We start from the raw sequence: 21,671 nt of genomic DNA on the forward strand, positions 1-21,671 counted from the left end.
ACCCTCTATGGATACGAAGAGGGTAACTCCATGGCACGCCGCACCTATTCGACACAGACTAAATCCATTGTCGCCACCCTGGGCCAGCTCATTCAGATCGCCCGCAAAGAGCGCGGTATGTCTGCGGCTGACGTCGCTGCACGGGCCAGCATCGCACGAGGTACGTTGACTCGCATTGAGGCCGGCGACCCGACGTGTGAGATCGGGGTCGTCTTCGAGCTCTGCGTGATCCTGGGCGTTCCTCTCTACGGCTCCGAGAGAGAGCATTCGCTGCTGAAACAGCATGCTGAGGAGAAGCTCCAGCTCCTCCCCAAGCGCGTCCGCAACGTAACCCCGAAGGTGGACAATGACTTCTGAGCGCATCGACTCCTGCTTCGTCTGGATCTGGCTTCCGGGAGATGTTGAGCCGGTTGTTGCCGGCCGCCTGCAGCGCGACGGAAGGCGTTTCGTGTTCGCCTACGGTAAGAGCTACCTGGCGCGCAAAAAGGCTATAGCCATCAACCTGCAGGAGTTGCCGCTGGGCACCGAGGTGATCGTCCCGCGCGACGGCATGACCATGCCGAGCTGCATCCGCGATGGTTCCCCCGACGCTTGGGGCCGACGCGTCATCCTGAACAAGATCTTCGGCAAGAGAGACGCTGACGACCATGGCCAGGCTGAACTGGACGAGATGACCTACCTCATGGAGTCTGGCTCTGATCGTATCGGTGCCCTGGACTTCCAGGTGTCGGCGACAGAATACGTCGCGCGCCAGTCGACCCAGGCCTCCCTGGATGAGCTGCTGCAGTTCGCTGAGTACGTAGAGAAGGGCATGCCGCTGACTCCTGAGCTCGAGGTCGCGCTCAACCATGGCTCTTCCATCGGTGGCGCTCGGCCGAAAGCGCTGATCAACAACGGCAAGGCCAAATTCATCGCCAAGTTCTCCTCGACGAAGGACGAGATCAACTTCGTTGGCGGTGAGTTCCTGGCCATGCGCCTGGCGAGCATCGCCGGCATGAACGTAGCACCCGTCGAGATGGTGCAGGCAAAAGGCAAGGATGTGCTCCTCGTGCAGCGCTTCGACCGCATCCACCAGGATCATGGTTGGAGTCGGCGCCTGATGTCATCGGCGCTGACGCTGTTGGGGCTCGACGAGATGCAGGCCCGCTACTGCAGCTACGAAGAACTGACCGACATCATGAGGCGCGACTTCAGTGATCCGAAGAGGGATCTGCGCGAGCTGTTCTCCCGGCTGACCTTCAACGTGCTCTGCGGCAACACCGACGATCACGGTCGGAACCATGCGGCCTTCTTCGACGGCCGTCAGTACGATCTGACGCCGGCTTACGATATTTGCCCTCAATCCAGGACAGGTGAAGAGGCTTCGCAGGCCATGCGCATCCTTGGCGAGCGCTCTAACAGCAGCCTTGGCTTGTGCCTCAGCGCCAGCAGCAAGTTCCTGCTGGATGAAGGTGAGGCCGCCAGCATCATCGAACATCAACTGCTGGTCATTCGTGACGCCTGGCGCCAGGTAGCCGACGAGGTTCGGATCAGCGAAGTCGACCGGAACGTGATGAAGGCTACTCAGTGGCTGAACCCCTATGCCTTCTACGACTTGGCGGGCACGCAGTACGAGAATCTGGCTCGCCTGGGTGAAGAGGTGCGGAAGGGCCTGTAGGCCATTTGCGCATTGCAGCGAGCGTTAACGGGTTTAGTGCTCGCTCTGTAGAACAGTGACGGCTTTCGCATCCCGGCGCAGCGGAGCTTTCGTAGCACACCATCCTGCATGAGAGAATCCTGTAAATACTACAGGAGTGGCCACGTGATCGCGAATTCAGTATCGGCAGCAGGAAGCATCGTCACCCAGTTGGGGCCAAAGCTTTTGGAGTCGCCTGATCACCAGCAGCAGGCCACCTACCAGCAGCTGCTGGTGGCATTTACGCTCGGACGGTGGTTACGCAGCAGTGATGCCCTGCTGGTGGCAGCCAATGAAGACGAGGTCAGTGTGCGCCGGCTCATGGCTGAGCACTTCGATGAAGATGTGATGGAGCGCGCCGAGCGCTCGCACGCCTATTGGCGAACCGCCGTGCTGGGATTCTTCGACAAGGCCCTCCAGGTGATGGCCTTCGTCAACCGGATCGAGCTCTTCCGGTGGGTGTCGAAGATCGACCCGATCCTTTATGTCGCCATGGTCAGTCGGATGAGTCCGGTTCAGCCCTCAGAGGTATTCGCCCTGGTATTCCACACCAAGGCCGAGTCCGAAGCCGGCGAACCTATCGTATTCGAGGGTGTGACCGGCCGCCGGCAGCAACCGGCTGAAATGAGGAGCGAGGAGCAATCGGCACCGCAACACCGCGTACCGGCTTGAGGGCATTTCCACGACAAACGAGGAGACGGTTCACTCGTGGATTACCGGCCGGTTTGATTGTGGAGCGCCTCCATGCATGGCTCTAACTGCTTGTGCAGGCGAGGGTTGGATTGCGCGCGGTCGATTAGCGCCAGCTTCTGATCCAGGGGGAGGGACATAAACGATCCGCAGAAGTAGGCAGTATTAGCGTTGTCCTTGTCGGCCTGGGTAGGATTCGGATTTATGAGCTTCTTTTGCGCTGCAGTCAGGGGTTCAGGCATCGGTAGCTCACCACACGCTTCGAGCGCCGCCTTGGTTAGGCGCGGGGTGAAGACTAGCGAGAAGGTTTGCATCAATCCGTTCTCGCGGAGCTGCCCTGTTCGGCTTGGGCAATTGAACGTCACGCGCGCGGTTTTCTGACCGTCGAGAGCATTGAAGGAAACCCCATTGCCACTCCGCACTACAGAGGACGGGTCAAGCAGCGCTTGCTCACCTTCGATTTTGGGGATGCTGCGGGCTCCAGGCTGCTGGGCCTTTACAGGTGTTTGCGCTGCCGCGACCGGCAGATGAATCAGAGAGCGTGAATTAGCCGCGTCGAAATCGGCCCGCATACTTGAGCCGGCGCAGCCGCTGAGGATGAGGGCGGCGGTCGCAACTACGGCCGCCATTCTGAGGTATTTGGTCATCTTCGTTATGGCTTCCTGTTTGCCGGTATAGATCATCTTGCTGGATTAGAAGGCACTACTGAGTCCCGTGCGAGTGCTGCTCAGGCTTTTTCCCATGATGGATCGGCCGATGCCGTTGTGAGAACCGCGCCCTGGCGACGTCCACACCTTGTAGCCGAACCTCTGCTCGAACACTGTGAAAGGCATTGCCGCGAGCTTATCAGCCCATTTCTTGTGACCTTCGCGGTCTTGTACATAGGTCGCGCCCTCGGCTCCTTCGAGCTCCCAGCCGATCATCTTCTGCCGGTATCGGGCCACCAGGAACAGGTAGCTTTCGGTCGCCTTTTCATGGATCTCGTCCAGGGAGAGACCGTCAATGTCTTTCGCGACTAGTTCTGCCTGATCGTCACGATCCGGGTACTTCTCAGCGTGTAGCTTGAGAAGCACCTGGAGATCACGCCGCGACGACTGATAGCGATCATCCGAACCGAAGGTGAAGTCATTTTTCGGATCGTAAGTGGTGTAGCCAGCAAGCAGACGCATTGTCTCGAGGCTATCCCACATACTGTTCGCGGAGCTGCCATCGACGAGATACGGCATGCGCTCAGTGTGGCAGGCGGTGCTGACTAGCGCGGCCGAAAGGGCAAGGGCGGAGGTTGCGGCGAGCTTCAAGTCGAACTCCTTGTTCGGGTTGACGCTCAGGGAGCGACAGAAGCCTCAATTCTAATGCCATAATGACATGCTTTAAAGCATTTTCGACTTAAACCCGCGCTGCGGAAGGGGGCAGTATCACCGGCAGTTGAAGCGGCCTGGTTTGTTGCTTACAAAAATGAGATAGCCCGGCGCCGCCGGGATCAATCGATGTCGAAGAGTCTCTTACTCGCTTCGCGGCGGCGCCTTGTAGCCGCTGTGTTTATCCGCATCGTAGTCCAGGATGAAGGGCTTCTCGGGAATGTCACCCAGAAGCCAGCGGACGTTGTCAGCTTCGTATCGAACCCTGTCAGGGTACTCGGAGCGCTCGATGGTGATGCCCTCGAACATTTCCCCGCCTTCACGCATCAGGATCGCCGTGAAGTTGGACTTCCCGTTGCTCTCCGGCATTGACCCGTACCAGACCTTAAGGCGCGGCCGGGCCTCGAGTTCTTTCACCATGGCCTCTAGCTCAGCCACTCTGGCACGCAGTTGCTCAACCTCCGAGACGTCTCCCTGCGGCTGTGGTGGCATTCCCTGGATGCTGCCGTCGCGCCAGCTGGGGAGTTTTTCCTCGCCGATGCCTGTTTTCCTGGCAATCGAGGGCACGCAGCCCCCGTGTGGACTGCACATGCCCGGCGTGCGGCAGTCGGTCATGGTGTTGGCGCAGATCAGGGTATGCATGAGCCACCTATAGCAGGATGTGGGAGCAGGAGTTGACCAACTGGTTGATGGTCGGGGCAGGGAAGGCCTGATCAGCGTGTCAGGAACTTGGCCAGGCGCTCCAGGCGTACATGGAAATCAGCCAGGTCAGTGTTGTTCGACACGATGATGTCGGCGTCTTCACGCACCAGGTTCATGCTGCCGGCACCCTCCGGTGGAAGGCGGTCGCTGGCGTCGATCCAAATGGCAAGGTCGACCAGTCCCGCAGCTTTTAAGGCGAAGAACTCATCCCGGTCGCGGATGCCGCAGTACACGTCATGCGAGTCGAAAATTTCCCGCCCAAGGCGGGTTCTATCGCCGTCGTTGTAGGAACGGATAGCGTTGTACCAGGTGTCGCGGTGGTTCATGCGGTCATTGAAGCATTCCTCCACGGTACCGTAGCCGTGCTCGCCTTTCATCTGGTCGAAGATGAAGCGTTCGCAGGCGAAGAACGACGAGGAGACGAAGGACAGGCCGAAGTGATCCCAGAGGAACTCGCATGCGGTGTCTTTGCCGTGGCGCTGGTGTCCGAAGACGATGAGTCTCATAGGCTTACCCCAAGCTGGAAGCGAGCGCCAGCGGTGGTAGCCTCTGGAGGCCCATGGATGCTGGCTTTTCGGTTTAAGGAACTCGGGTATGGTGCTGCAATTGTAGGCAAAAGGAAAGGCCTGCGACTGACCGTAGCCTGGAGGTTCCCTAGCTACAAATGAAAACGCCGGAAAGGGTTGCCTCTCCAGCGTTTAGAGTGACTTCCTTCAGAATTCGAGATCGAAGTGCTTCAGGTACTCTTCATCCGACATGGCCTTGAGCTGATCCAGCTTTTTGGCCGCCAGGTTGAGCCTGGGAGCGATGCTGGCGATGTAGACAGGGGAGTCAGCACCACGAGGATCGAGTGCAATGGCGTTGTCGCTTTTCGCCTTGATCTCATCGTAATCCTTCTGGTATTCGGCCAGGCGGAAGTCGCGGTCGCGATGGAGCAGCCAGACGGAGCTGCCCTTAGCAACTTCGCGGATGCCAGCAGCATCTTTGCCGTTGAGAACCTTGGAGAACTCGGACTTGTCCTTGTACTGCTTCCCGATCTTTAGGACGTCGAGCTCCAGGTCAGTACGCTCCTTCGGAGTGACACTCTGGTAGATCGTCAGAAGTGACTTCTTGGTGCTCGAGTAGTCGGTGCCGTCGATGACGGGGTTGGAATTACCACACGCTACCAGCGCCAGCATGAATGCCATCATGCCGGTCAGTTTGAGTTTGATCACGCGGATCTCCACTGCTCAATTGAGTAAGCGCCACCTTGGCGCCTGGCTCCTGCCGGCCGAGATGATACCATTGTAATGCCAGAGTGACACTACGAATTTTTGATGGTTGCACGATCTAACACGGGCCTTTGCGATAGATAGATGGCAAAGTAATATCTCTGGAATCACACAAGGACGTGCGCTTCGATGACTGATGTCTTCATCCCTGGGCTGAAAGTCTCCTACTCAGACAAGCTGATCGCTGCGATCTGTAAGGACTGCAAGGGCATCCTGATTGCCCTGGTTACCAGTTACGTGACTGATGAGGATGACCGCGAGCTACTCATGCTCCATGCAGAAGGTCACCGAGTTAAGCGCATCCAGCCTCTGAACTCTCATCACTACGAGACATGCTACTGCGCCGGGACAGATGGGTATGCGATCTCGAAGGCCGAGGAAGACAAGATCAAGCGCAGGCTCGCCGCGAAGCTGGCTGAATCAGCCGAACGGGTGCCGGCGGAGAAGGGCAGGTCTACGGCTGCACTCAAGAAGGGTCTGAGGAGGAGGCACTCTTGAGCCTGGTTGGAGAAGGTGATAGCTTTTGCGGACGGTGATGTCGCTCGCCTTCCGCCCGCACGGAAAAGTCCCCGCAGCGATTCCTCCCTTGTAGCCAATTCTAAGACACCACTCTGCAAGCGCAGAGCGAGCGGGCCGTTCGTTAGTCGTTTGCTGGAGAAGACAGTGTCTAAGTCCAACACCTCGGCTATCGAATCCCTGCGTTTCGAACCAGAGTTCAACTTCCTGAGTGCTAGCTTTAGCCTTGCGCTCTCACCTGAGTACACCTCACAGCTCATCCAGGGAAAGGTCAAAGACCTTGCTCGTCACTTGCGAAAAGCCTTTGGTTTGAAGCAAACCAAGGCCCTTGAGGTTGTTGTCGGAGCGCTCGGTTTTCCGAGCTGGTACGAGTTCCTCAAACACATCTCTGCGGCTAAGACAGACTATCGGGGAGTTGCTCCGCACGAATGGCGAGGCCGTCTGAAGCCTGCTCTATTCCTGGTTGTTGAGATGGACGTCGAGACGGTTATTCCGCGCGAATATTTACTGCGAATGGAGCGTCTGGCAGAAGCCATCGCCAAGTACACAGGGCTGACTGCCGAGATGGTGCTTGATCGATGCTGCTCAAGATTCCTGGGGAGTGAGGACTGGGCGTCGGTAAAGAACCGCGATCCGCTGCGCTCTGATCAGCCGATGTACCGGTTCATCGACGACCAAAAGCTAGGAAGCGGAAGGTTTGTGCCCAGCCGGCCTTGCGAGACGATTCATCGTGCACTTGCGTGGGGGCGAAAAGACTTCGCGGACTCAACTGCCGAATCTGATCTTCAGCTGATGTGGGCGAACGCAATTCTGGAGCACCAGCCTGACATGCTTAGAGCAGGATTGCTGGCGGCAACGATGCTCTACGAGCAGGGAGACGCTAGCGCCGAACAGGTCGCAGAGTCTTTCCTGGCCATGGCTGACCAGCTGATCCCGAAGGAGTTTGAAGGTCGGATCATGGTTGAGCTCCCAGATAACGGGATGTACCACGCACTGCTCAACTTGAACATGAAGATCCAGTTCCAACTCGATGGTCGCCGGCATCTGGTTCGAGCGAAGGAGTTGGCCCTGCGCCAGCTCCAGCTGGATGATACCGACCCGAATAAAGTCAGAATGGTGCTGCCCCTGATCTACCTTCGCCTTGGGGAGTTGAACAAGGCGTTGGATGCGGCCAACAGGTTCGAAGATCGTTACGGGTTGGGGCTGGTCGTGAAGGCCTTCTGCGCTCACGAAGCAGGGGACGTGCATCATTTTGTCCAGCTTATTGTCAGGGCGCTGTACCAGGTGCCTATGCTGGAGGCGGTTCTGGCCTTCGATCTCTCTTCGGTGACAGAAGCAGACGGCTACCGAGAGTACAAGCCAGATATCGATACCTTTGCCACGTACATCCTGCCGACTTTGATGGAACGCCCGGCCATCGAGGATCTCTGCCAGCAGTTTTTCTTGCACCCTCGTTACAGAGAGAACCAGGTGCTCCTTGGATCACTCTGGAACAAGCCGAGGGATACGCCAGAAGAGGAAAGGGCTCGTTTGCGGGAGTATCACGAGACCCAGGAACGAGCCTGTGCCCAAGTTGGGGAGGCATTGGCTGATGGCTTAGGAGTACGTTTCTGATCCGACGGGAAAACCATCCTGGGGCTGCAGATTTAGCGGCTCCAGGTGCCTACAGTGCTGGATGTGGTAATCGGGATTCAAGAGTCTATAGTTAGAGTCTTGGCTCTAGGAGATTGCTATGCTTATCCAGCATTTAATCATAACCCAGCTAAAGTCGGTTTTCTTTAGGGGCGATAATAAAGCCATATGTGTAGACGGAGGACTATCAACGCAGGAGGCAGAGGAGTTAGGGCTTATTCCAATGATTATTCTTGGAATATGTGTGGAGGGATTGCAGGCTTGGCATGCAAAGCTGCACCCAACTTGTAAGGAAATTAACCTAGGTGAGTTTTTGTTCGATTCATGGATGGATGTCAATCGCACTTGGGGTGTGCCCGATGTATTAAAAGTAGATAAGGAACTTATAGGTGAGTTTCCGCTCCTCCTTACTCTAAAGAAAATCTGTGGAGAGAGTTCCCCTAGAATATCTCCTACTTCCGACAGGCATGTTGGTGCCAGCAAGAGATTTGCTCAGGAGCTTGCTAAATTTGCCGTGAATACTGATATGAGATCCAGTGGGACAAGGAATGATCTATTCGCGCAGCTAAACTCCGCACTGGAGGAGTACAATAAGTATTCTGGATTTGGAGGATTTAGTGACAAAAGAAGTAGAATAGTGGCTGATCTGATAAATAGAGAGCTTAAGACTCCTATCGGGAAGCCGGCGCCATTCATGTTTATTCCCTCAGCATGGAGCAGAGTAGTTGCAGATAAAAAAAAGTCATTGCCGGACGGCCAGAAGTTATATATAACCCATGAATCAGAAGGGGCTGTATTCCTATGCCCTGATTATGATCATGATTTTCTACCAAAGGTTAAGGGAGAGTGGCGCCACATTGCGAGAACGCCTGGATATATATGGGATAGAGAAGAGCCGGGCTTGAAATATGCTCTACAATCAATTGCCTATCCTGTAGGTAACATGCTGGAAAAAATAGTTGATCTTGAACTTTTTGAGGAGTTTAAGGCTGGGAGAGGAATTTTACCAGAGGTGGTCGCGGATGATATTAGAAAGGCTTTTTTCAGTGAAAGCCTGGTGATAATTCCGAAAAACTTAAAATCTCTTAGAGGGGCTTATGAGTATATTACAGGGTTAGATGTTGAGTGGTCTGGTGAAATCAAGAGGTATGATCTTGAATTCAATGACATTAGAATATACATTGTCGTTACGATGAGTCCGGATATTTTATTGATAGTAATTCCTCGGACGGCAAATATTAATCACGATAAAATCCCTAGTATGCTGAATGAGTTCAGGGGTGATATTGATCTTGGTGCTGGTGGGTATGCCGCAGTAGCTTTCTGGGCCGAACAATGCAATAAATTTAGAAGCGAAAATTTCTCTTGGGTGCTGTTGTGCACAGTTGATGCAATGCTAAGGCCGGTGGAAGATTTATATTTGTAATTGACGGCATTTCGCCCCAATTAAATAAACCTCACAGAAGTCTTTTGTTGTGTTTGGAATGGAGTAGTTTTTATTGAGACTAGGTTTGCTAAAATTTAGAGATTGGTGTCGTTATCCATCCGGCCTGAGTTGCTGATTAGAGCCTCTACCGTTGAGACCAGCTCTTTGGGGATCAGCATCACCTCTGCCTGCAGGCCCTCGGCGATCCTCTCCAGATTAGACAGCGTAGGGTTCCCACCGCGCTCGATGGCCGAGTATTGCTCACGGCCGAGTCCGGTGTGGGCAGGCATGTGGGATACCCGGATGTTGAGTTCCTGCCGGCGTTCCTTGATTTTCTGAAGCAGCTTGCTGGCCATGGCCTTCCCTGGATGATCGAAAGTGGACGATTAATACTCCACATTTCGACCGGCAGCAAGGGGCGATGACCGAGATGAAATTGACCTCAACTTGCCTGCAGTTTTGCCGGCGGTAGCCAGGCTGGCAGGCCTAGAGGAGGGTGGTTGACCAGGTGGTACCTTTGTGCGGAAATTGCATGGCGTATTAAAACGTCATACAAGAGGGATTCATGTCCAAAGACGCCATCCTTACGGCTCGTATTGACCCTGAGGTGAAGGAAGAGTCGAAGCGCATCATCGAGAGCTACGGTTTGACACAATCCCAGGTCATCCGGATGTTCTTGCAGAAACTGGTAACCAACCCTGAAGAGGTCACGCCCTGGTTGCTCAAAAAGCCCAGTGCCGAGACAGCCAGAGTGCTGGATGAGGTCGCCCAGGGCAAAGGCCTCACCCAGTACCCAAACCTCCAAACGGCCTTCAGCGAGCTGGGAATCGCCGGAAAGGGGGCAGGGGAGTAACACCCCTGGCCCTGGTGGATGTAAATCAATTGTGACTGTTCGTTTTTCTATTTTTTTGTGACTTACAGCTGTCCGAAATCCAGGCAATGAACGGCCTTCAGTCGCGCGGCCTCTAGGAATTAGTGACCTGATCAACCATAGGCTTGGTCGCCCGTGGCGATTCCGGCGCGGTAGTAATTAATGACCGAAAACCTAGCTAATCGTGACTGACGACAAGCGGAGGGGTAGATGCAATGTTATACCGTAGCAGCAGGGCAGATTCCCCGGCCTCCCACACTCGCTATCTCCTGTAATCTTTATTACAGGACTTAACTGGTATTTTTCCTTCAAAATCAATGACCTAGCGATTTTCGACGTTTTCACCCCGTTTCTGGTCTTTTCCATGGCCAGCCAGGCCCAGCTTGGCTTTCAGGCGTTCACTCATCACTTCGCTGGCGCCGCGTGCCTGCTTGAAATCTGCGTCGTTCAATTCGCGCACTTCATCTTCTTCGTCGACTAGCAGCTCGTTCGGTGTCGTCATCATGATCTCTGCGTAGCGCTGAGTTATTCTGTGCACTCAAATCTGCACCTCATTTCGCGCGTTACGCCGCCGGCAAGAGCCTTTTCCTGGCCGTAGCGCTTCAGCGTAGCTACGGGCATCCGATCCAGGTCGTCCTGGATAAAAACTATGGCTTCATCATGCACGCCTGGCTATGCAGTCCAGACGGCACGCTTCACTGGGATAACGCCGGCTGCCACCTGGCTAACCTCAATACCTGGGTCAAAGACCCGGCCAAAGTCATCACGCTGACAGATGAAAGCCAGGCTATTGGTCTGGCTGGACGCACAAGTGTTCGGCCTTTTAGCCGTGCCGAATGGGATCACGACGTTGACGAAGCAACAAAGATTCTCGAAGACTGCAATTGGCTGCAGGCCCCGTGAATCGTGGCTTTCAGGTGAAACTCTGTGGTAACGCGTTGCTATAAATGAGCATTCGAAAAGGTAACGCGTTACTTGAATATGACACTACTCCCCTCCCCACCCTGCCCTGCAATTTAAGGCTAAAAGAGCCTTCCAGCTTGACGCTAAGGAGGACTCTTATAGATAGCTATGGCCTATAAGATTTGCTCCGACCGATCACTAAAATTGATCTCAAAACAACGACTTAGGTAAGCTGGAGGAGCACTCAAACCTCTGAGGAATGCCCATGGCCAGGCCAAAAATCTCCTACGAACAGCTGCTGGCGCTCCAGCCTACCGATTACGGGCGATCCAAGGCCTGTCACGCTGACGGAAGGCCGCTACTGCTGTTCCATGGCACCGCGAGGGATAACGAGGCCTGGCGCCCCTACCGATTCGAAAAAGAATTGTATGGCTGCTACTTCACGCCCCACCTAACCGGCGCCGCCGAGCTTGCCCTTGGCGACGTCTATGAGGATGAAGATGAACCCTTCGTACTAGCTTGCTTCGTGCGCATGGAGAACCCAATCATCTTGGATGGAATGCGTTCTCAGGATGTCTTCCCAGGAGATGTTGAGCACTGGAAGAGTCTCGGTTACGACGGAGCAGTGGGTGTGAAGGACGGCTGTATCGGAGAGTACATAGCATTTGATCCTGAGCAGATCGAGGACGTTGCCAGGGGGAACATCTTAGACAACGGTGAGATCCAGTGGGAGCTGATGCGCGCGCCAGAGCTGGCGCCTGCGCCATGCCGCAAGGCCGAGGAAACGGAGCTGTCGCTATGAGACCCAGGACAGTCAACGAGCTGAAGGCCTTGGTTGCCAATGGGCAGTACATGGTCGCCTTCCACGGGACGTCGCAGCAGCTCGATGGATTCACTGAAGAGAAGGTCGGCCGGGGCGCTGATGCGAACAGCTCCCTGGGAGTGTTTCTGACGGAGGTGCCCTCTTCGTCCATCGACTACGCCTGCATGGACGACGAGGACAACGAAGGTGGCCAGGCGCGCGTCTACCTGGTTGCCTTGCCAGTGGGCCCGAATTACGAGTTCAGCAGTGCGGAGGATTTCTTCGGAGCAGACGAGATGTGCCAGGTGCGAACGCACGAGCAGTTTGCCGACCTTCGCCAGCAGCTTCTCGGCGACGGCTTCCTTACAGCGTCGTGCGAGACCGGAGAGGACGTCATCTCCGTTGCCCTGCGGCCGGAGGATGCGCTGATCCTCGCGGAGCTCGATCTTGAGCAGGTTGAGGAGCTTGAGGCACTGATCTTCAACTACTCGGCGCTTCTGGCCCTGGCACTGGACATGAATCCGGCGCCATCATTTGCACAATCAGCTAGCGTGGCTGTATACACTGATGAGCTCCTGGAACAAGCAAACTCCGGCTCGAAGATTCCGGCAACTATCGATGAAGGGTTCTCTCTCTAGGCCTTCAGGATCGAAGGCCAATTAATCTTAAAGAGTGCATTGCTTGACTTTGCTTAAAGTCATTTTGGCTTTTTCTTGTCCTTTTCAGCGATTTCATTGTAATGATCAACATATTTCTTTGCTGTTTTCTTGCTAACGCCAAGTTGCATGCTGATCATGTCAATCGCCTGAGATTCGCGTAGTTTCTTGTCCCTTTCGAATTTGTCAGAAGAGGTCTCCGCTATCCGCCCAAGAGCATCTTTGATTGGCCGGGTAATCTGGTACATGTTTGCACCTGCATGAATTCCCATTTCTGCCCCCATGATGATCATCATGGAAGATGCTCCAAACGCTGAAATTCCAGATTCGATACACTTGATGTAAGTGTCTCCGATAACATTTTGGAGACTCTCCATCATCTCGGGGTTAGAAAAGTCCTTTTCCATCACGTCACTGACGTGTGACAGCGGGGAGTAGTCGAGAGCAATATCCAGGAGCACCTTGCACGTAGCAATGGTTGTGTTCACCCCGCCTGGAGCCATGCTCCTCTCCTTGATCGATTTGCTCGTCGCTTTAGGATAATTTGACTTGATTAAGGCTATATCGGCCTGGGAATTTTCTGCAGGGTACTCTTCGGCAATGCACTGAAGACCCGCATGCATAAGCGCCAAAGCTGTTGCCTGCCTGTCGTCTTTTATCATTTCTTCGACAAGCTTCAGTATCTGATTCTTCCGCTTTTCGTTGTCAAGAAGTTCCATTGATCAACCCTGCTAAGTGATGTGAGGGTGAGAAGAATAACGAATCTATCGAGAATTGGAATAGCCCTTGGCTTACGGCGTCATTCCAAAAGTGCGTTTTTGCGCTAGCTCGACTGATACTTTGTACTATGAGTCGAAGGTTCCATTGTGCAGTCCATTTTTGGCGCAGCCCACTGGATTCAACGGAATGTGCACTTTTTGATGGGGGGGGGAGAAACTAATTTCAGCTTGCGAAAAGAAGTGGCCCTCGTAATCGCGAAGGACGTAAAATTTTTTATCAGCCTCGATCTGAGCTCCATGAAAGCAAAAACGAGGTTCCAAAGAGCTTGAAGCGCAGTCCATTGCCTCCCCTGAACGGCTTCTGCTCCTCTCTGTCCAGTGCGAACATCGCGCTGAGGATCTGCAGGGCCGAAACGAGGTCGCCATCTTCCGCGTCGAACTGATGGAAAATGCCTGCACGCGGCCCCTCGTCAGTGCAGACATCCTTGAACCGCTTCTTCTGCTCAACGGTGAGCTTGCCGCGCCAAACCGTGCCAGGCTCTTTTGCGAGTGTCGGAAGGTTGGACAACACGTCCTTGCAGAAGACCCGGTCGTCTTCATGTTTCAGGAAGACCTCCAACGGGAGCTCTTCCAGGATTGTCGCGACCTCAGTCAACCCGGCTTCCATGCGCTTCTCAGGGCCAGTGTCGTTGAGGGATTTGACCGCATTTTGCATGAGCTCTTGCTTCATGGAACGGTCGGTGAAGAACGTCTCTCGGATGAGTGTCCTGATTTCACCGAAAAATTCGTGAGCCCAACGCAGTACCCGCTTCATGTCCTTTTCCTCGATATTGCTGATGATGTTCACCGGCCTGGGTAGATTTGGAGCCATTCGCTGGCGCGCCGGCAGGTGAACTCGCACTCGGTTCTAGCTGTGACGCGACGGCCAGCCTCAGCTGCACCCAGCCGGGCTTGAGGCCACGGAATTAGTGACCTCTCCTTCTGGCCAACCTCCTCAGGTGCCACTTGATGCGCAGTGCTGCTAGCTGGCCTTTTTCAGCTTATTGGCCTTACGCATTTTCTTTCGGAAGTCTCGGTTGCGCTGGCGCTGCTGATCCTTCTGCTCCTCGATGGCGTCCTTGTTGTCCTCAAGATACTGAGCCCTTCGCTCCTTCTGTGAGGCCTTCGCCTTCTCGGCGTAGACGGCGGCAACCTTCTTCTGCTCAGCTTTTCGATGCTCCAGGAGCTGCTCCTGCTGCTTGGTGAGCGGTCGCTTAGGCACACTTGGCTTCGCCTGTTTCGGTGGCCGCTCGGGCTTCGGTGCCGGCGGCTCCTTGAGACCTTTGGTTGCGGTGTACTTGGACTTTGAGACCCCGGATTTCTTGCCCGGCGGCTCGTAGGCGACGCCCAAAGACGCCCACTGCTCGGCTACGAGATCATCCTGGTCACCGTAGCGTTCTTCCCAGCGCGCCTTGTTCACGTGAACAGCGATAGAACCGTTCTTTTCGTTCTGGTGATGTGCCTCGCACAAGGGCAGAACATACATGTGACAGTGGAGTCTTGTTCGGCCATGGACGTGGTGAATGCTCACCCAGTTGTTGTAGTGGCCGTCAGCGCGGCAGGAAATACAGCCCAGCTGGGCAATACGGTCGTGCAGTATTTTCTCTGCAGCCGATACGGGACGCTCGCTCACGATTTCATTCCTGAAGCGGAAATAGGTATGCCGAGACACTCGCCTTCCTAAGGGCGGTCTCAGTTGTAGGCCGACAGCAGAGCTGCCGGGCTTGTGGCGATGTTAGGAGATACAGCACTTGGTGTCGACGCCGGTTTCGCCGGAAATTGCAGAGTGTCTGCCCGCCCCCCTTCGCCTGTTCCTCCGACTACTCCTGTTTCGAGGCACTATGGTGGCAAATGGCTGAACCTGATTCCCAGTCGTGATAGCCTCTGGCACCAGACTTAGACAGTTTCGAACCATCCATCTAGGACAGAGTGATGATCGAAGAAGAACAAGCTCAACCTCTCGGCCTTCCTTTCGCTGAAGAAGATCTTCCAGAATCCGCTGATCCTGTCGAAGAGCCATTGGCCGGCAGTGAACTGGAAATGCCCTCCGGTGAACTGTTCAAGCTCCTGAACATCCACCTGATCGACTCTCTGTCGCGCGGGCGCGTCCAGACGATGGCTATCGATGGGGGCACCGCGCTCACCGGCCGCAACGGGAAAGGCAAGACGTCGCTGCTCTCTCTTGCGTTGCTCTTCATCGGTGTCGAGCCAACCTACCTGGTGTCCCGAGGAAAGGACTCTTTCATCGAGTTCTACCTTCCTAACCCGACGTCGTACATCGCCTACGAGTACCAGCGCCCGAACGGTGAGCTTCGCATGGTGGTGGCCTACGGCAATACCACCAGCGACAAGGTGCACTTCCGGTTCGTGAAGCATGGGTTTCTGCGTGAGATGTTCGTCACCGATGACGATCAGTTTGTACTCAACAAAGACTTCCGGCGCCGGCTGAGCGATCTGAAGATCCCCTGTGCTGACAAGCAGATCACCACCTACCAGGATTACCGGTACATCATTCAGTACTGGCAGCCTGGGCATTATGAGCGGCCCCAGAAGGCAGAGCTGCACGCGCTGTCGCACGACTACGCCTTCACCACTTACGGCAAGTCGCTGAGGCACCTGGAGAAGCTCACTCGCGGGATGTTTTCGAGGGAGGCGAACTTTGACGTGCTCCGGCAGGTGGTTGCTGACTGGGTTTTCGACGGGCGTCCAGGCGTTTCAATCCAGCATGAGCGGAAGAAGGTTGAGACTTGGCCCAGGGATTACCGGGCCTACAAACAGATCATGGGTATCAAGCCCCTGGTCGAGACTGCTCAAGATGTCCAGCGTCAGATCGACACTGCCTTTGAGGCGATCCGGGAGCTAAAAGAACAGTTCATCTTCGTCGAGGGGCACCTGACCGAGCTGCTCGGGAAGCATAGGGATGATGAGACCAGGCTGCAGGGGCAACTGGCTGAGAAGTTGGATCAGCACAACATTAAGGCCACCGACATACAGGGGCGAATCAAGGGCATCGAGGTCAAAATCGATTCGATTGAATCTGCCCTAAGAGAAATCGGGCTCAAGCGTGAGGAGTATCAGAAGCAAGACATCCTCAAGAAGCGGACGGAAACCGGCCAGCTTGAGCTATTCCGGACGCAACTCTCCTCTACCCGCAAGCAACTGGATGTCCTTCAGGGCGAGTTCGAGCACATCAATCAGAAGTACGACCGGCTGATCCTCGACGAGCAAGGCCGGCTCGTGACATTCCAGAAGCAGGCGAATGGCCGAATTCAGCAACTTGCCGAAGAAGAGCGCCTCGCACTGGTGCCAATCGAGATCGAGGTCGAGTCAGATGTCGAGACCTACCAGGAGACCGTTCAGCCAGAGCTTCAGCGGCTTGCCGACCTGATCAACAAGCTGAACCAGGACGTAGGCGCCGCCCTCGCCGGGAAAAATAACCCTCCGGACAACCCTGAACTTGCCGCAGCGGTCGAAGCGAAGTCCGAAGAGTCTCATGAAGCCGTGAGCAAGGCATTCGAGATCAGAGAGCTGCTCTCTGTTATGGACGCTGAGAAAGTCTCAGGCCAGTCGCAGTTGGATAAGTACGAGGCCGCAATTGAGGCGGCAGATAAGGCTATCCGGGCGCAGGAATCCGTCCTTTCAGACATCATCCAGGCGCACACGCCGAATCGGGATACGCTCCTCTTCTTCCTGAGAGAAAGCCGTCCGGAATGGGCCAGGAACATCGCCAAGGTCATCAACCCGGAGTTGCTTCAGCGTACCGATCTGAGTCCTCAGCAGGCTGAATTGGTCGATTCGTTCTTTGGCGTGGCACTGGATCTTGATCAGCTTGACCCGGCTAAAGAGGCCGACGAGTCCAAGTTGCAGGAGCTTATTGCTGAGGCGGAGGAAGAACTTGCCGAGCGGAAGCGCCTCAAGGACGTTGCCATTGAGCGTCGGGATACCTTGGTTCTGTCCATGGGCAAGCGTGCTGAAGAAGCCAGTAGGTTGAGGTCGCAACAGGTTCAGGCCAATTCCAGGTCTCAGACCCTTGGTAGGGAGCTGAATGAGCTCAAGGCCCAACTGGAGAACTTCAGGCGTGATGCCAGTGTTCGTGCCCACAATCACTGGGCTGATACGGTCGTTGAGTGCAACAAAGCGACGGAGCAGCAGAACAAGTTCAACGGAGAGGTGGCCGCCAAGGTTGCCGATATCCGAAGTCAGGGTGACGCCAAGCGCACCCGCCTCCGCAACGAGTTCATGCAGAAACGCAACGACCTTCAGCGCAGCATTGGAGAGCAGGATCTTGCCACTCAGAACGCCATCAAGAAGCTGAAAGACACCCAGACGACCGAGCTCAAAGGAGCCGGAGCTGATGTTGACGTAATCACCAGGCTCAAAGATGAAGTGGAGACTCTGCAAGGCAGGATCACCGAAATAGAGGGTTGGCAGCAGCTCATTGCCGAGTGGAAGTATTGGCACGACCATGTTGAGTGCACCGAGCCTGAGCTCCAGAGGGAACTCTCAGAACTAGGTGTTCAGCTTCTCGACACCAAGGCCGAGCTCGGTCGCGTGAACGCGGATTGGGAGCGAATCAAGGACGATATCAACCGTGCCATTGTTTCCACGCAAGAGGCTATTCGGACGATCACCGAAGACCTGGGTATAACCACTGGTGTCCTCAAGAATGACCTTGAGTCGTACAGGCCGACAGACCAGTACCTGCAGTACGACCCCGCCTGGCGTGCTCCGGTACTCCGAAGTGCCCTCGGCACCAAGCTTTCAGAGTCTCGCAAGCTGCACAAGGAGCTTGAGCACCAGGTCGGGAAGATGGAGCTGGCCTTCTTGAGCATGCCGATGTCGCCGCCTTCCGATTACCTGCAGGATCGCCTGGGCATTCTTCGAGACGAAAATGACGGCGACGTGACGCCGCGAATGAAGCTCAGGTTGATCGAAGAATGGTTCTCTGGACACCACGAAGGAAGCCGCTTGATTCTGAGCAGTGACGCCTCGAGCATCCATAGCTCGGTGTCGTCTATGCACCGTGAACTGAAGCGCTTCACTGACAAGATCAGTCGTTTCAACTCAGGCCTGCAGGAACACCTGACTCGTAGCTCCCAGGTGTTCGACAGTATCACCGATCTCCAGGTGTCGCTCTTCTCGGCCGTCGAGGATCTGGATTACTGGCCGACCATTTCCAAGATCACCAACGCACGCGATGAGTGGATTGATAACGACAATCTGCCGAGTGAAGAAGCCGTTGCTGAACTGCTTCAGCTCCTCGAAAACTGGGATATCAAGACCGGCATCCAGGCCGATTTCAAGGCCCTTGTCAGCATTCGTGGCTCCGTTCGAGAGAACGGAAACGTCCGGCATTTCCGCAACAAGGTGGAGTTGGAGAACATTTCCTCCAACGGTCTGAGCTACCTGGTGCTCATCTGCTTGTTCCTAGGCTTCCTGTCAAAGGCGCGCGGTAGCGCCCCTGTGCAACTCACCTGGTGTCTCGATGAGCTGAAGGCGATTGACGACGAGAACACGATTTCCCTCACTCGCTATCTGTCCCAGAACTTCATCACCCTCTGTACAGCCTTTCCGGAGCCTGATGCGGAGACGCTCATGCTGTTTGAAAACAAGTACAAGCTCGATGCTGAACGCCGGCTCGTTACCTGTGAGTTGGCGGTGGACGGCGAAGATGAAGACCATGAACTTGTCATGGAGGAGAACTGATGAGTCAATTTGCTCGGGTGGTTACAGGGCTCATCGAGGGCCAGTTCATTTGCCAGGTCACTGACCGCGAGGGCTTCGATTTCCTCAGGAGCTCGCGTGAAAATGGGGGCATTCTGAATCGCGATGACGTCGATCAGTACCTGCGTCGGATGGGGTTGCGCCTCGCGAGTACCAGGGATGGCGGCGCATTCTTCGCGGCCTACGCTGACATTGATGGCGAGGGTAAGAAAGCCGCCAAGAAGCGTTTCGCCGAGCTCAAAAACCTCTACCGGCCGATGACCGCGTTCCTGGAGATGGTAATGCGCCTGACCGGGGACGATGGCTCTGTCTCCGCTGGCGCTAGGCTCGAAGTGAACAGAGTCATGGGGCGAATCGCCGAGAATGTTGGCCTGCAGGAGCAGCTTCGCCAGACAGCGGCCGACACCGGGATTGTCCCTAAGGATGGCTCAGACCGAGGGCGCCTCACCGGCATCGTGAAACGGTTTCGTGATGAGAAGTACCTGGAGCTGATCAATCCGGAAACTGAAACCTACATGTTCACCGGCCGGATTGAGTGGGTGCATGAGGCCATCGAGTACATCATGCTCCACGAGAAAATCAGTGAGGATGACTCCGACTTCGACAAGAGGACGCAGGCATGAGCATCGTCGCGGATTCTGTAACAGACTACCTGGAGCAGATTCACAGCAACCGGGCCCTGCTTTCCAGGATGTACTCTGAGGGCTACATCGTTCGCGACGAGGACAACAGTCGTAAGCTCAATCAGCTTCTCCAGATTCGCGCAATCCGGGTGAACCCTGGCGTCCAGGACACCTATCGGGTCTCCCCAACCCTAGGTCGGCTCTTCGACGAGGTGACCCACAAGTCCAGGTCATATGGCGTTTCGGCTGACTTCGCTGAGTCGATGGGTGTGATCATCAAACTCATGGACGACTACTCGAATGCTCATTTCGAAGGTCGCGATGATGACTGTGACAGCATCATGAGTCAGTACGACTTCGAGCTGTTTTCCATGGCCGATAGCATGAATGAATTCCTCTTGCTGGTGCGTACTGCAGTGGAGAACAACTTCGGCAATGTCCGCACCTACAAGGAGAAGGAAAAGCAGAATCAGCACTACCTGGATCAGTTGACTCGCATCAAAGCTGCGCTGGAGTCCTTCGACGCACCTGCTCTGCTCCACGAGCTGGAAACGCCTGAGCGAGAGCCATTGTTCGACCTCTATGAGCGTCACATTCTCGCGCATACTGCCGGTTGGCGTTCCGCTAACACGGACATCACCAGCGTACTGCGCGTCTACCTTCACAAACTGAGAGCTATCCAGCCTCGAGCGCGGCGTATTCGGGCTTTTCAGCTGCACCTACGGCGCAACCCTGCATTCGAGATCCGGGAGCCTGAGGAATACCCAGAGATTCCCGACTGGGCATACCAGCATGAGCCGATGAAGATCCAGCTGGAGGTGGATCTCGGCCGTGAAGATGTCCGCGACGCCTTGGTCGAGGTGGCTAAGAGCATTGAGTCGACGGTCGCTACGCCGCCAGTTGATCGTACACCTGGCCGCCTGGTGCGAGAAGAAGCCCCGAAGGCCGCTATCATCAAAGGGTCTCCCCTGGTGGTGGTAACCCAGCGACTCCTCAACGAAGCAGCAAGGACTCAAACGCCAATATCAGCAGCCACCTATTTCGCGCGTGCTCCCGAGACGATGGAGTACGACCAGGAATCCTGCATGCTGTGCTTCCTGAACCTTCTGGAGAAGCAAATAAGGGCCGGCGCTGGCATAGTTCGGAGGCTGCATGTCTCGGAAGTGGCAAAGAACGAATCAGACCGCCTGAGCGGGAATGTGGTGATCGAGGACGTCCACCTGTGCAAACGAGCCTGATCAAGCGCCTGACTACCATCTACCAATCGCCCGAGACTGACTTCAGGCCCAGCGCTCAGCTGAATGCCTTCTTGGAGGAGTTCGGTCTTGGTCAGCGTGTCGGTTCGCTTTGGCGTATCGCGCCGGCCGACAAGCAGCGCATCGCGGTCATTCTTCGGAATGAAGCGAAGGTAGACCCGGCCGCAGGCCTGACCGACTGGAATGAACTGCCACGGCATAAGGCTCTTGAGCACGGTGGGGATGAGAAACACAGCCGCAAGCGCCTCCGTGCAGGAAGGGTTGCGATCAAATCCCTGCCAGGGCGTCCTCTGCTTCTTGGCGCCGGCCGGATCACGCTGCCACCAGGTGGCTGCCTCGATCAGGACTGGAGCTATGTCGCTCAGCATTCTCATCATGAGGAGGTGCTGTTGATCGAGAACTGGGAGAGCTTCGAGCTGGCGCATGAAACCCCGTTTCTGACCGACCTCCCAGGCAATCCTCTCGTGGTGTTCCGAGGCGCGCCGGCCAGTTACAAGACCAATGCCTCCTACGACCTTCTTCGGGCCCTGGGGAAACCTGTGCTGGCTTTCACCGACTACGACCCAGAGGGGATCTCAATCGCGGCTTCCCTACCCCATTTCAGCCGGTATCTGGCGCCCTCGACCGAGATTCTTGAAAAGCTCATGAACCAGATCGCGACTGAAGATCGCTACAGGAAGCAGATCACCCAAAAGCCTGCGATGCTCCAGGCCCTAACCGACCCTGAAATGCAGCGTGTTTTTGCAGTTATTCAGCGAGCAGGTAAGGCGCTTCCTCAAGAGAAACTGATTGGGCTGAAGATATGATT

The 21,671-nt window shown here is 55.4% G+C and carries 24 protein-coding genes; 14 read left to right on the forward strand and 10 right to left on the reverse strand.

Annotation, left to right across the window (positions count from 1 at the left end; all coding sequences use genetic code 11):
- Positions 1–30 precede the first annotated feature (30 nt).
- From HNP46_RS30065 to HNP46_RS30075, 3 genes are all read left to right on the forward strand, one after another.
- A complete protein-coding gene (locus tag HNP46_RS30065; protein WP_184596436.1) occupies positions 31–357 on the forward strand; it encodes a helix-turn-helix transcriptional regulator in 327 nt (108 codons plus the stop codon).
- Complete coding sequence (locus HNP46_RS30070) at positions 347–1,657, forward strand: type II toxin-antitoxin system HipA family toxin (RefSeq protein WP_184596438.1); 1,311 nt, start codon at positions 347–349, stop codon at positions 1,655–1,657. The genes HNP46_RS30065 and HNP46_RS30070 overlap by 11 nt, the downstream gene beginning before the upstream one ends.
- A 144-nt stretch (positions 1,658–1,801) precedes the next feature.
- A complete protein-coding gene (locus HNP46_RS30075; protein ID WP_184596440.1) occupies positions 1,802–2,347 on the forward strand; it encodes a hypothetical protein in 546 nt (181 codons plus the stop codon).
- 41 nt (positions 2,348–2,388) lie between these two features.
- Here the strand turns inward: HNP46_RS30075 and HNP46_RS30080 are convergent, their stop codons facing one another.
- The 5 genes from HNP46_RS30080 to HNP46_RS30100 form a co-directional block, all read right to left on the reverse strand.
- Positions 2,389–3,012 carry a hypothetical protein gene (locus HNP46_RS30080; protein ID WP_184596442.1) on the reverse strand — a complete coding sequence of 208 codons (624 nt, stop codon included), beginning with the start codon at positions 3,010–3,012 and terminating at the stop codon, positions 2,389–2,391.
- Positions 3,013–3,057: 45 nt separating this feature from the next.
- Positions 3,058–3,663, reverse strand: coding sequence for a hypothetical protein (locus tag HNP46_RS30085; protein WP_184596444.1), 606 nt, complete (start codon positions 3,661–3,663; stop codon positions 3,058–3,060).
- A gap of 204 nt (positions 3,664–3,867) precedes the next feature.
- Entirely contained in the window at positions 3,868–4,365 is a 498-nt protein-coding gene (locus HNP46_RS30090; protein ID WP_184596446.1) for a hypothetical protein, read from the reverse strand.
- A gap of 71 nt (positions 4,366–4,436) precedes the next feature.
- Positions 4,437–4,931, reverse strand: a complete 495-nt coding sequence (locus tag HNP46_RS30095) for a hypothetical protein (RefSeq protein ID WP_184596448.1) — start codon at positions 4,929–4,931, stop codon at positions 4,437–4,439.
- 207 nt (positions 4,932–5,138) lie between these two features.
- Entirely contained in the window at positions 5,139–5,639 is a 501-nt protein-coding gene (locus HNP46_RS30100; protein WP_184596450.1) for a hypothetical protein, read from the reverse strand.
- A 186-nt stretch (positions 5,640–5,825) separates the two neighbouring features.
- Between HNP46_RS30100 and HNP46_RS30105 the strand changes: the two genes are divergently transcribed.
- The 3 genes from HNP46_RS30105 (at position 5,826) to HNP46_RS30115 (ending at position 9,270) form a co-directional block, all read left to right on the forward strand.
- Entirely contained in the window at positions 5,826–6,194 is a 369-nt protein-coding gene (locus tag HNP46_RS30105) for a hypothetical protein (RefSeq protein ID WP_184596452.1), read from the forward strand.
- A 165-nt stretch (positions 6,195–6,359) separates the two neighbouring features.
- Positions 6,360–7,826, forward strand: coding sequence for a hypothetical protein (locus tag HNP46_RS30110; protein WP_184596454.1), 1,467 nt, complete (start codon positions 6,360–6,362; stop codon positions 7,824–7,826).
- 118 nt (positions 7,827–7,944) lie between these two features.
- Complete coding sequence (locus tag HNP46_RS30115) at positions 7,945–9,270, forward strand: hypothetical protein (protein WP_184596456.1); 1,326 nt, start codon at positions 7,945–7,947, stop codon at positions 9,268–9,270.
- A gap of 95 nt (positions 9,271–9,365) precedes the next feature.
- Here HNP46_RS30115 and HNP46_RS30120 read toward each other — a convergent pair whose 3' ends face one another.
- Positions 9,366–9,626 (reverse strand): helix-turn-helix transcriptional regulator, encoded by a 261-nt coding sequence (locus HNP46_RS30120; RefSeq protein WP_184596458.1) that lies wholly within the window; start codon positions 9,624–9,626, stop codon positions 9,366–9,368.
- Between the two features lie 209 nt (positions 9,627–9,835).
- Here HNP46_RS30120 and HNP46_RS30125 point away from each other — a divergent pair, with 209 nt between their 5' ends.
- Entirely contained in the window at positions 9,836–10,123 is a 288-nt protein-coding gene (locus HNP46_RS30125) for a type II toxin-antitoxin system RelB/DinJ family antitoxin (RefSeq protein ID WP_184596460.1), read from the forward strand.
- A gap of 340 nt (positions 10,124–10,463) precedes the next feature.
- Here the strand turns inward: HNP46_RS30125 and HNP46_RS30130 are convergent, their stop codons facing one another.
- Positions 10,464–10,643: a hypothetical protein gene (locus HNP46_RS30130; protein WP_184596462.1), complete on the reverse strand. Its 180-nt coding sequence runs from the start codon at positions 10,641–10,643 to the stop codon at positions 10,464–10,466.
- Positions 10,644–10,801: 158 nt separating this feature from the next.
- Between HNP46_RS30130 and HNP46_RS30135 the strand changes: the two genes are divergently transcribed.
- The 3 genes from HNP46_RS30135 to HNP46_RS30145 all read left to right on the forward strand — a co-directional run bounded on the left by HNP46_RS30135 (position 10,802) and on the right by HNP46_RS30145 (position 12,484).
- Positions 10,802–11,044: a hypothetical protein gene (locus tag HNP46_RS30135; RefSeq protein ID WP_184596464.1), complete on the forward strand. Its 243-nt coding sequence runs from the start codon at positions 10,802–10,804 to the stop codon at positions 11,042–11,044.
- A gap of 265 nt (positions 11,045–11,309) precedes the next feature.
- Positions 11,310–11,846 carry a hypothetical protein gene (locus HNP46_RS30140; protein ID WP_184596466.1) on the forward strand — a complete coding sequence of 179 codons (537 nt, stop codon included), beginning with the start codon at positions 11,310–11,312 and terminating at the stop codon, positions 11,844–11,846.
- Positions 11,843–12,484, forward strand: coding sequence for a hypothetical protein (locus HNP46_RS30145; RefSeq protein WP_184596467.1), 642 nt, complete (start codon positions 11,843–11,845; stop codon positions 12,482–12,484). The genes HNP46_RS30140 and HNP46_RS30145 overlap by 4 nt, the downstream gene beginning before the upstream one ends.
- A 59-nt stretch (positions 12,485–12,543) precedes the next feature.
- Here the strand turns inward: HNP46_RS30145 and HNP46_RS30150 are convergent, their stop codons facing one another.
- The 3 genes from HNP46_RS30150 to HNP46_RS30160 form a co-directional block, all read right to left on the reverse strand.
- Complete coding sequence (locus tag HNP46_RS30150) at positions 12,544–13,221, reverse strand: hypothetical protein (protein WP_184596469.1); 678 nt, start codon at positions 13,219–13,221, stop codon at positions 12,544–12,546.
- A 277-nt stretch (positions 13,222–13,498) separates the two neighbouring features.
- Positions 13,499–14,035, reverse strand: a complete 537-nt coding sequence (locus HNP46_RS30155; protein WP_184596471.1) for a hypothetical protein — start codon at positions 14,033–14,035, stop codon at positions 13,499–13,501.
- 207 nt (positions 14,036–14,242) lie between these two features.
- A complete protein-coding gene (locus HNP46_RS30160; RefSeq protein WP_311771853.1) occupies positions 14,243–14,893 on the reverse strand; it encodes a Ref family recombination enhancement nuclease in 651 nt (216 codons plus the stop codon).
- Positions 14,894–15,192: 299 nt separating this feature from the next.
- On the opposite strand from HNP46_RS30160, the gene HNP46_RS30165 reads away from it, so the two are divergent.
- From HNP46_RS30165 to HNP46_RS30180, 4 genes are read left to right on the forward strand one after another with little or no spacing between them, the layout of a single operon-like run.
- On the forward strand, positions 15,193–18,966 hold the full coding sequence (locus HNP46_RS30165) for an ATP-binding protein (RefSeq protein WP_184596473.1): 3,774 nt from the start codon (positions 15,193–15,195) through the stop codon (positions 18,964–18,966).
- The gene (locus HNP46_RS30170) at positions 18,966–19,607 is read left to right on the forward strand and encodes a condensin complex protein MksE (protein WP_184596474.1); all 642 of its coding nucleotides are present in this window, start codon (positions 18,966–18,968) and stop codon (positions 19,605–19,607) included. The genes HNP46_RS30165 and HNP46_RS30170 overlap by 1 nt, the downstream gene beginning before the upstream one ends.
- Positions 19,604–20,845, forward strand: a complete 1,242-nt coding sequence (locus HNP46_RS30175) for a hypothetical protein (protein ID WP_184596476.1) — start codon at positions 19,604–19,606, stop codon at positions 20,843–20,845. Before HNP46_RS30170 ends, HNP46_RS30175 begins: the two co-directional genes overlap by 4 nt.
- Positions 20,830–21,669 (forward strand): DUF7281 domain-containing protein, encoded by an 840-nt coding sequence (locus HNP46_RS30180; RefSeq protein ID WP_184596478.1) that lies wholly within the window; start codon positions 20,830–20,832, stop codon positions 21,667–21,669. Before HNP46_RS30175 ends, HNP46_RS30180 begins: the two co-directional genes overlap by 16 nt.
- Positions 21,670–21,671 lie beyond the last annotated feature (2 nt).

The sequence above is a fragment of the Pseudomonas nitroreducens genome, assembly GCF_014204515.1.
Lineage (GTDB): Bacteria > Pseudomonadota > Gammaproteobacteria > Pseudomonadales > Pseudomonadaceae > Pseudomonas > Pseudomonas nitritireducens_A.

Bases quoted from the DNA above. Each gene is read 5' to 3' on its own strand.
- HNP46_RS30080 (WP_184596442.1), bottom strand. From the start codon at position 3,012: ATGACCAAATACCTCAGAATGGCGGCCGTAGTTGCGACCGCCGCCCTC.
- HNP46_RS30150 (WP_184596469.1), bottom strand. From the start codon at position 13,221: ATGGAACTTCTTGACAACGAAAAGCGGAAGAATCAGATACTGAAGCTT.
- HNP46_RS30115 (WP_184596456.1), top strand. From the start codon at position 7,945: ATGCTTATCCAGCATTTAATCATAACCCAGCTAAAGTCGGTTTTCTTT.
- HNP46_RS30120 (WP_184596458.1), bottom strand. From the start codon at position 9,626: ATGGCCAGCAAGCTGCTTCAGAAAATCAAGGAACGCCGGCAGGAACTC.
- HNP46_RS30165 (WP_184596473.1), top strand. From the start codon at position 15,193: ATGATCGAAGAAGAACAAGCTCAACCTCTCGGCCTTCCTTTCGCTGAA.
- HNP46_RS30105 (WP_184596452.1), top strand. From the start codon at position 5,826: ATGACTGATGTCTTCATCCCTGGGCTGAAAGTCTCCTACTCAGACAAG.
- HNP46_RS30145 (WP_184596467.1), top strand. From the start codon at position 11,843: ATGAGACCCAGGACAGTCAACGAGCTGAAGGCCTTGGTTGCCAATGGG.
- HNP46_RS30175 (WP_184596476.1), top strand. From the start codon at position 19,604: ATGAGCATCGTCGCGGATTCTGTAACAGACTACCTGGAGCAGATTCAC.
- HNP46_RS30130 (WP_184596462.1), bottom strand. From the start codon at position 10,643: ATGACGACACCGAACGAGCTGCTAGTCGACGAAGAAGATGAAGTGCGC.
- HNP46_RS30090 (WP_184596446.1), bottom strand. From the start codon at position 4,365: ATGCATACCCTGATCTGCGCCAACACCATGACCGACTGCCGCACGCCG.
- HNP46_RS30135 (WP_184596464.1), top strand. From the start codon at position 10,802: ATGCACGCCTGGCTATGCAGTCCAGACGGCACGCTTCACTGGGATAAC.
- HNP46_RS30140 (WP_184596466.1), top strand. From the start codon at position 11,310: ATGGCCAGGCCAAAAATCTCCTACGAACAGCTGCTGGCGCTCCAGCCT.
- HNP46_RS30070 (WP_184596438.1), top strand. From the start codon at position 347: ATGACTTCTGAGCGCATCGACTCCTGCTTCGTCTGGATCTGGCTTCCG.
- HNP46_RS30155 (WP_184596471.1), bottom strand. From the start codon at position 14,035: ATGAAGCGGGTACTGCGTTGGGCTCACGAATTTTTCGGTGAAATCAGG.
- HNP46_RS30125 (WP_184596460.1), top strand. From the start codon at position 9,836: ATGTCCAAAGACGCCATCCTTACGGCTCGTATTGACCCTGAGGTGAAG.
- HNP46_RS30095 (WP_184596448.1), bottom strand. From the start codon at position 4,931: ATGAGACTCATCGTCTTCGGACACCAGCGCCACGGCAAAGACACCGCA.
- HNP46_RS30170 (WP_184596474.1), top strand. From the start codon at position 18,966: ATGAGTCAATTTGCTCGGGTGGTTACAGGGCTCATCGAGGGCCAGTTC.
- HNP46_RS30065 (WP_184596436.1), top strand. From the start codon at position 31: ATGGCACGCCGCACCTATTCGACACAGACTAAATCCATTGTCGCCACC.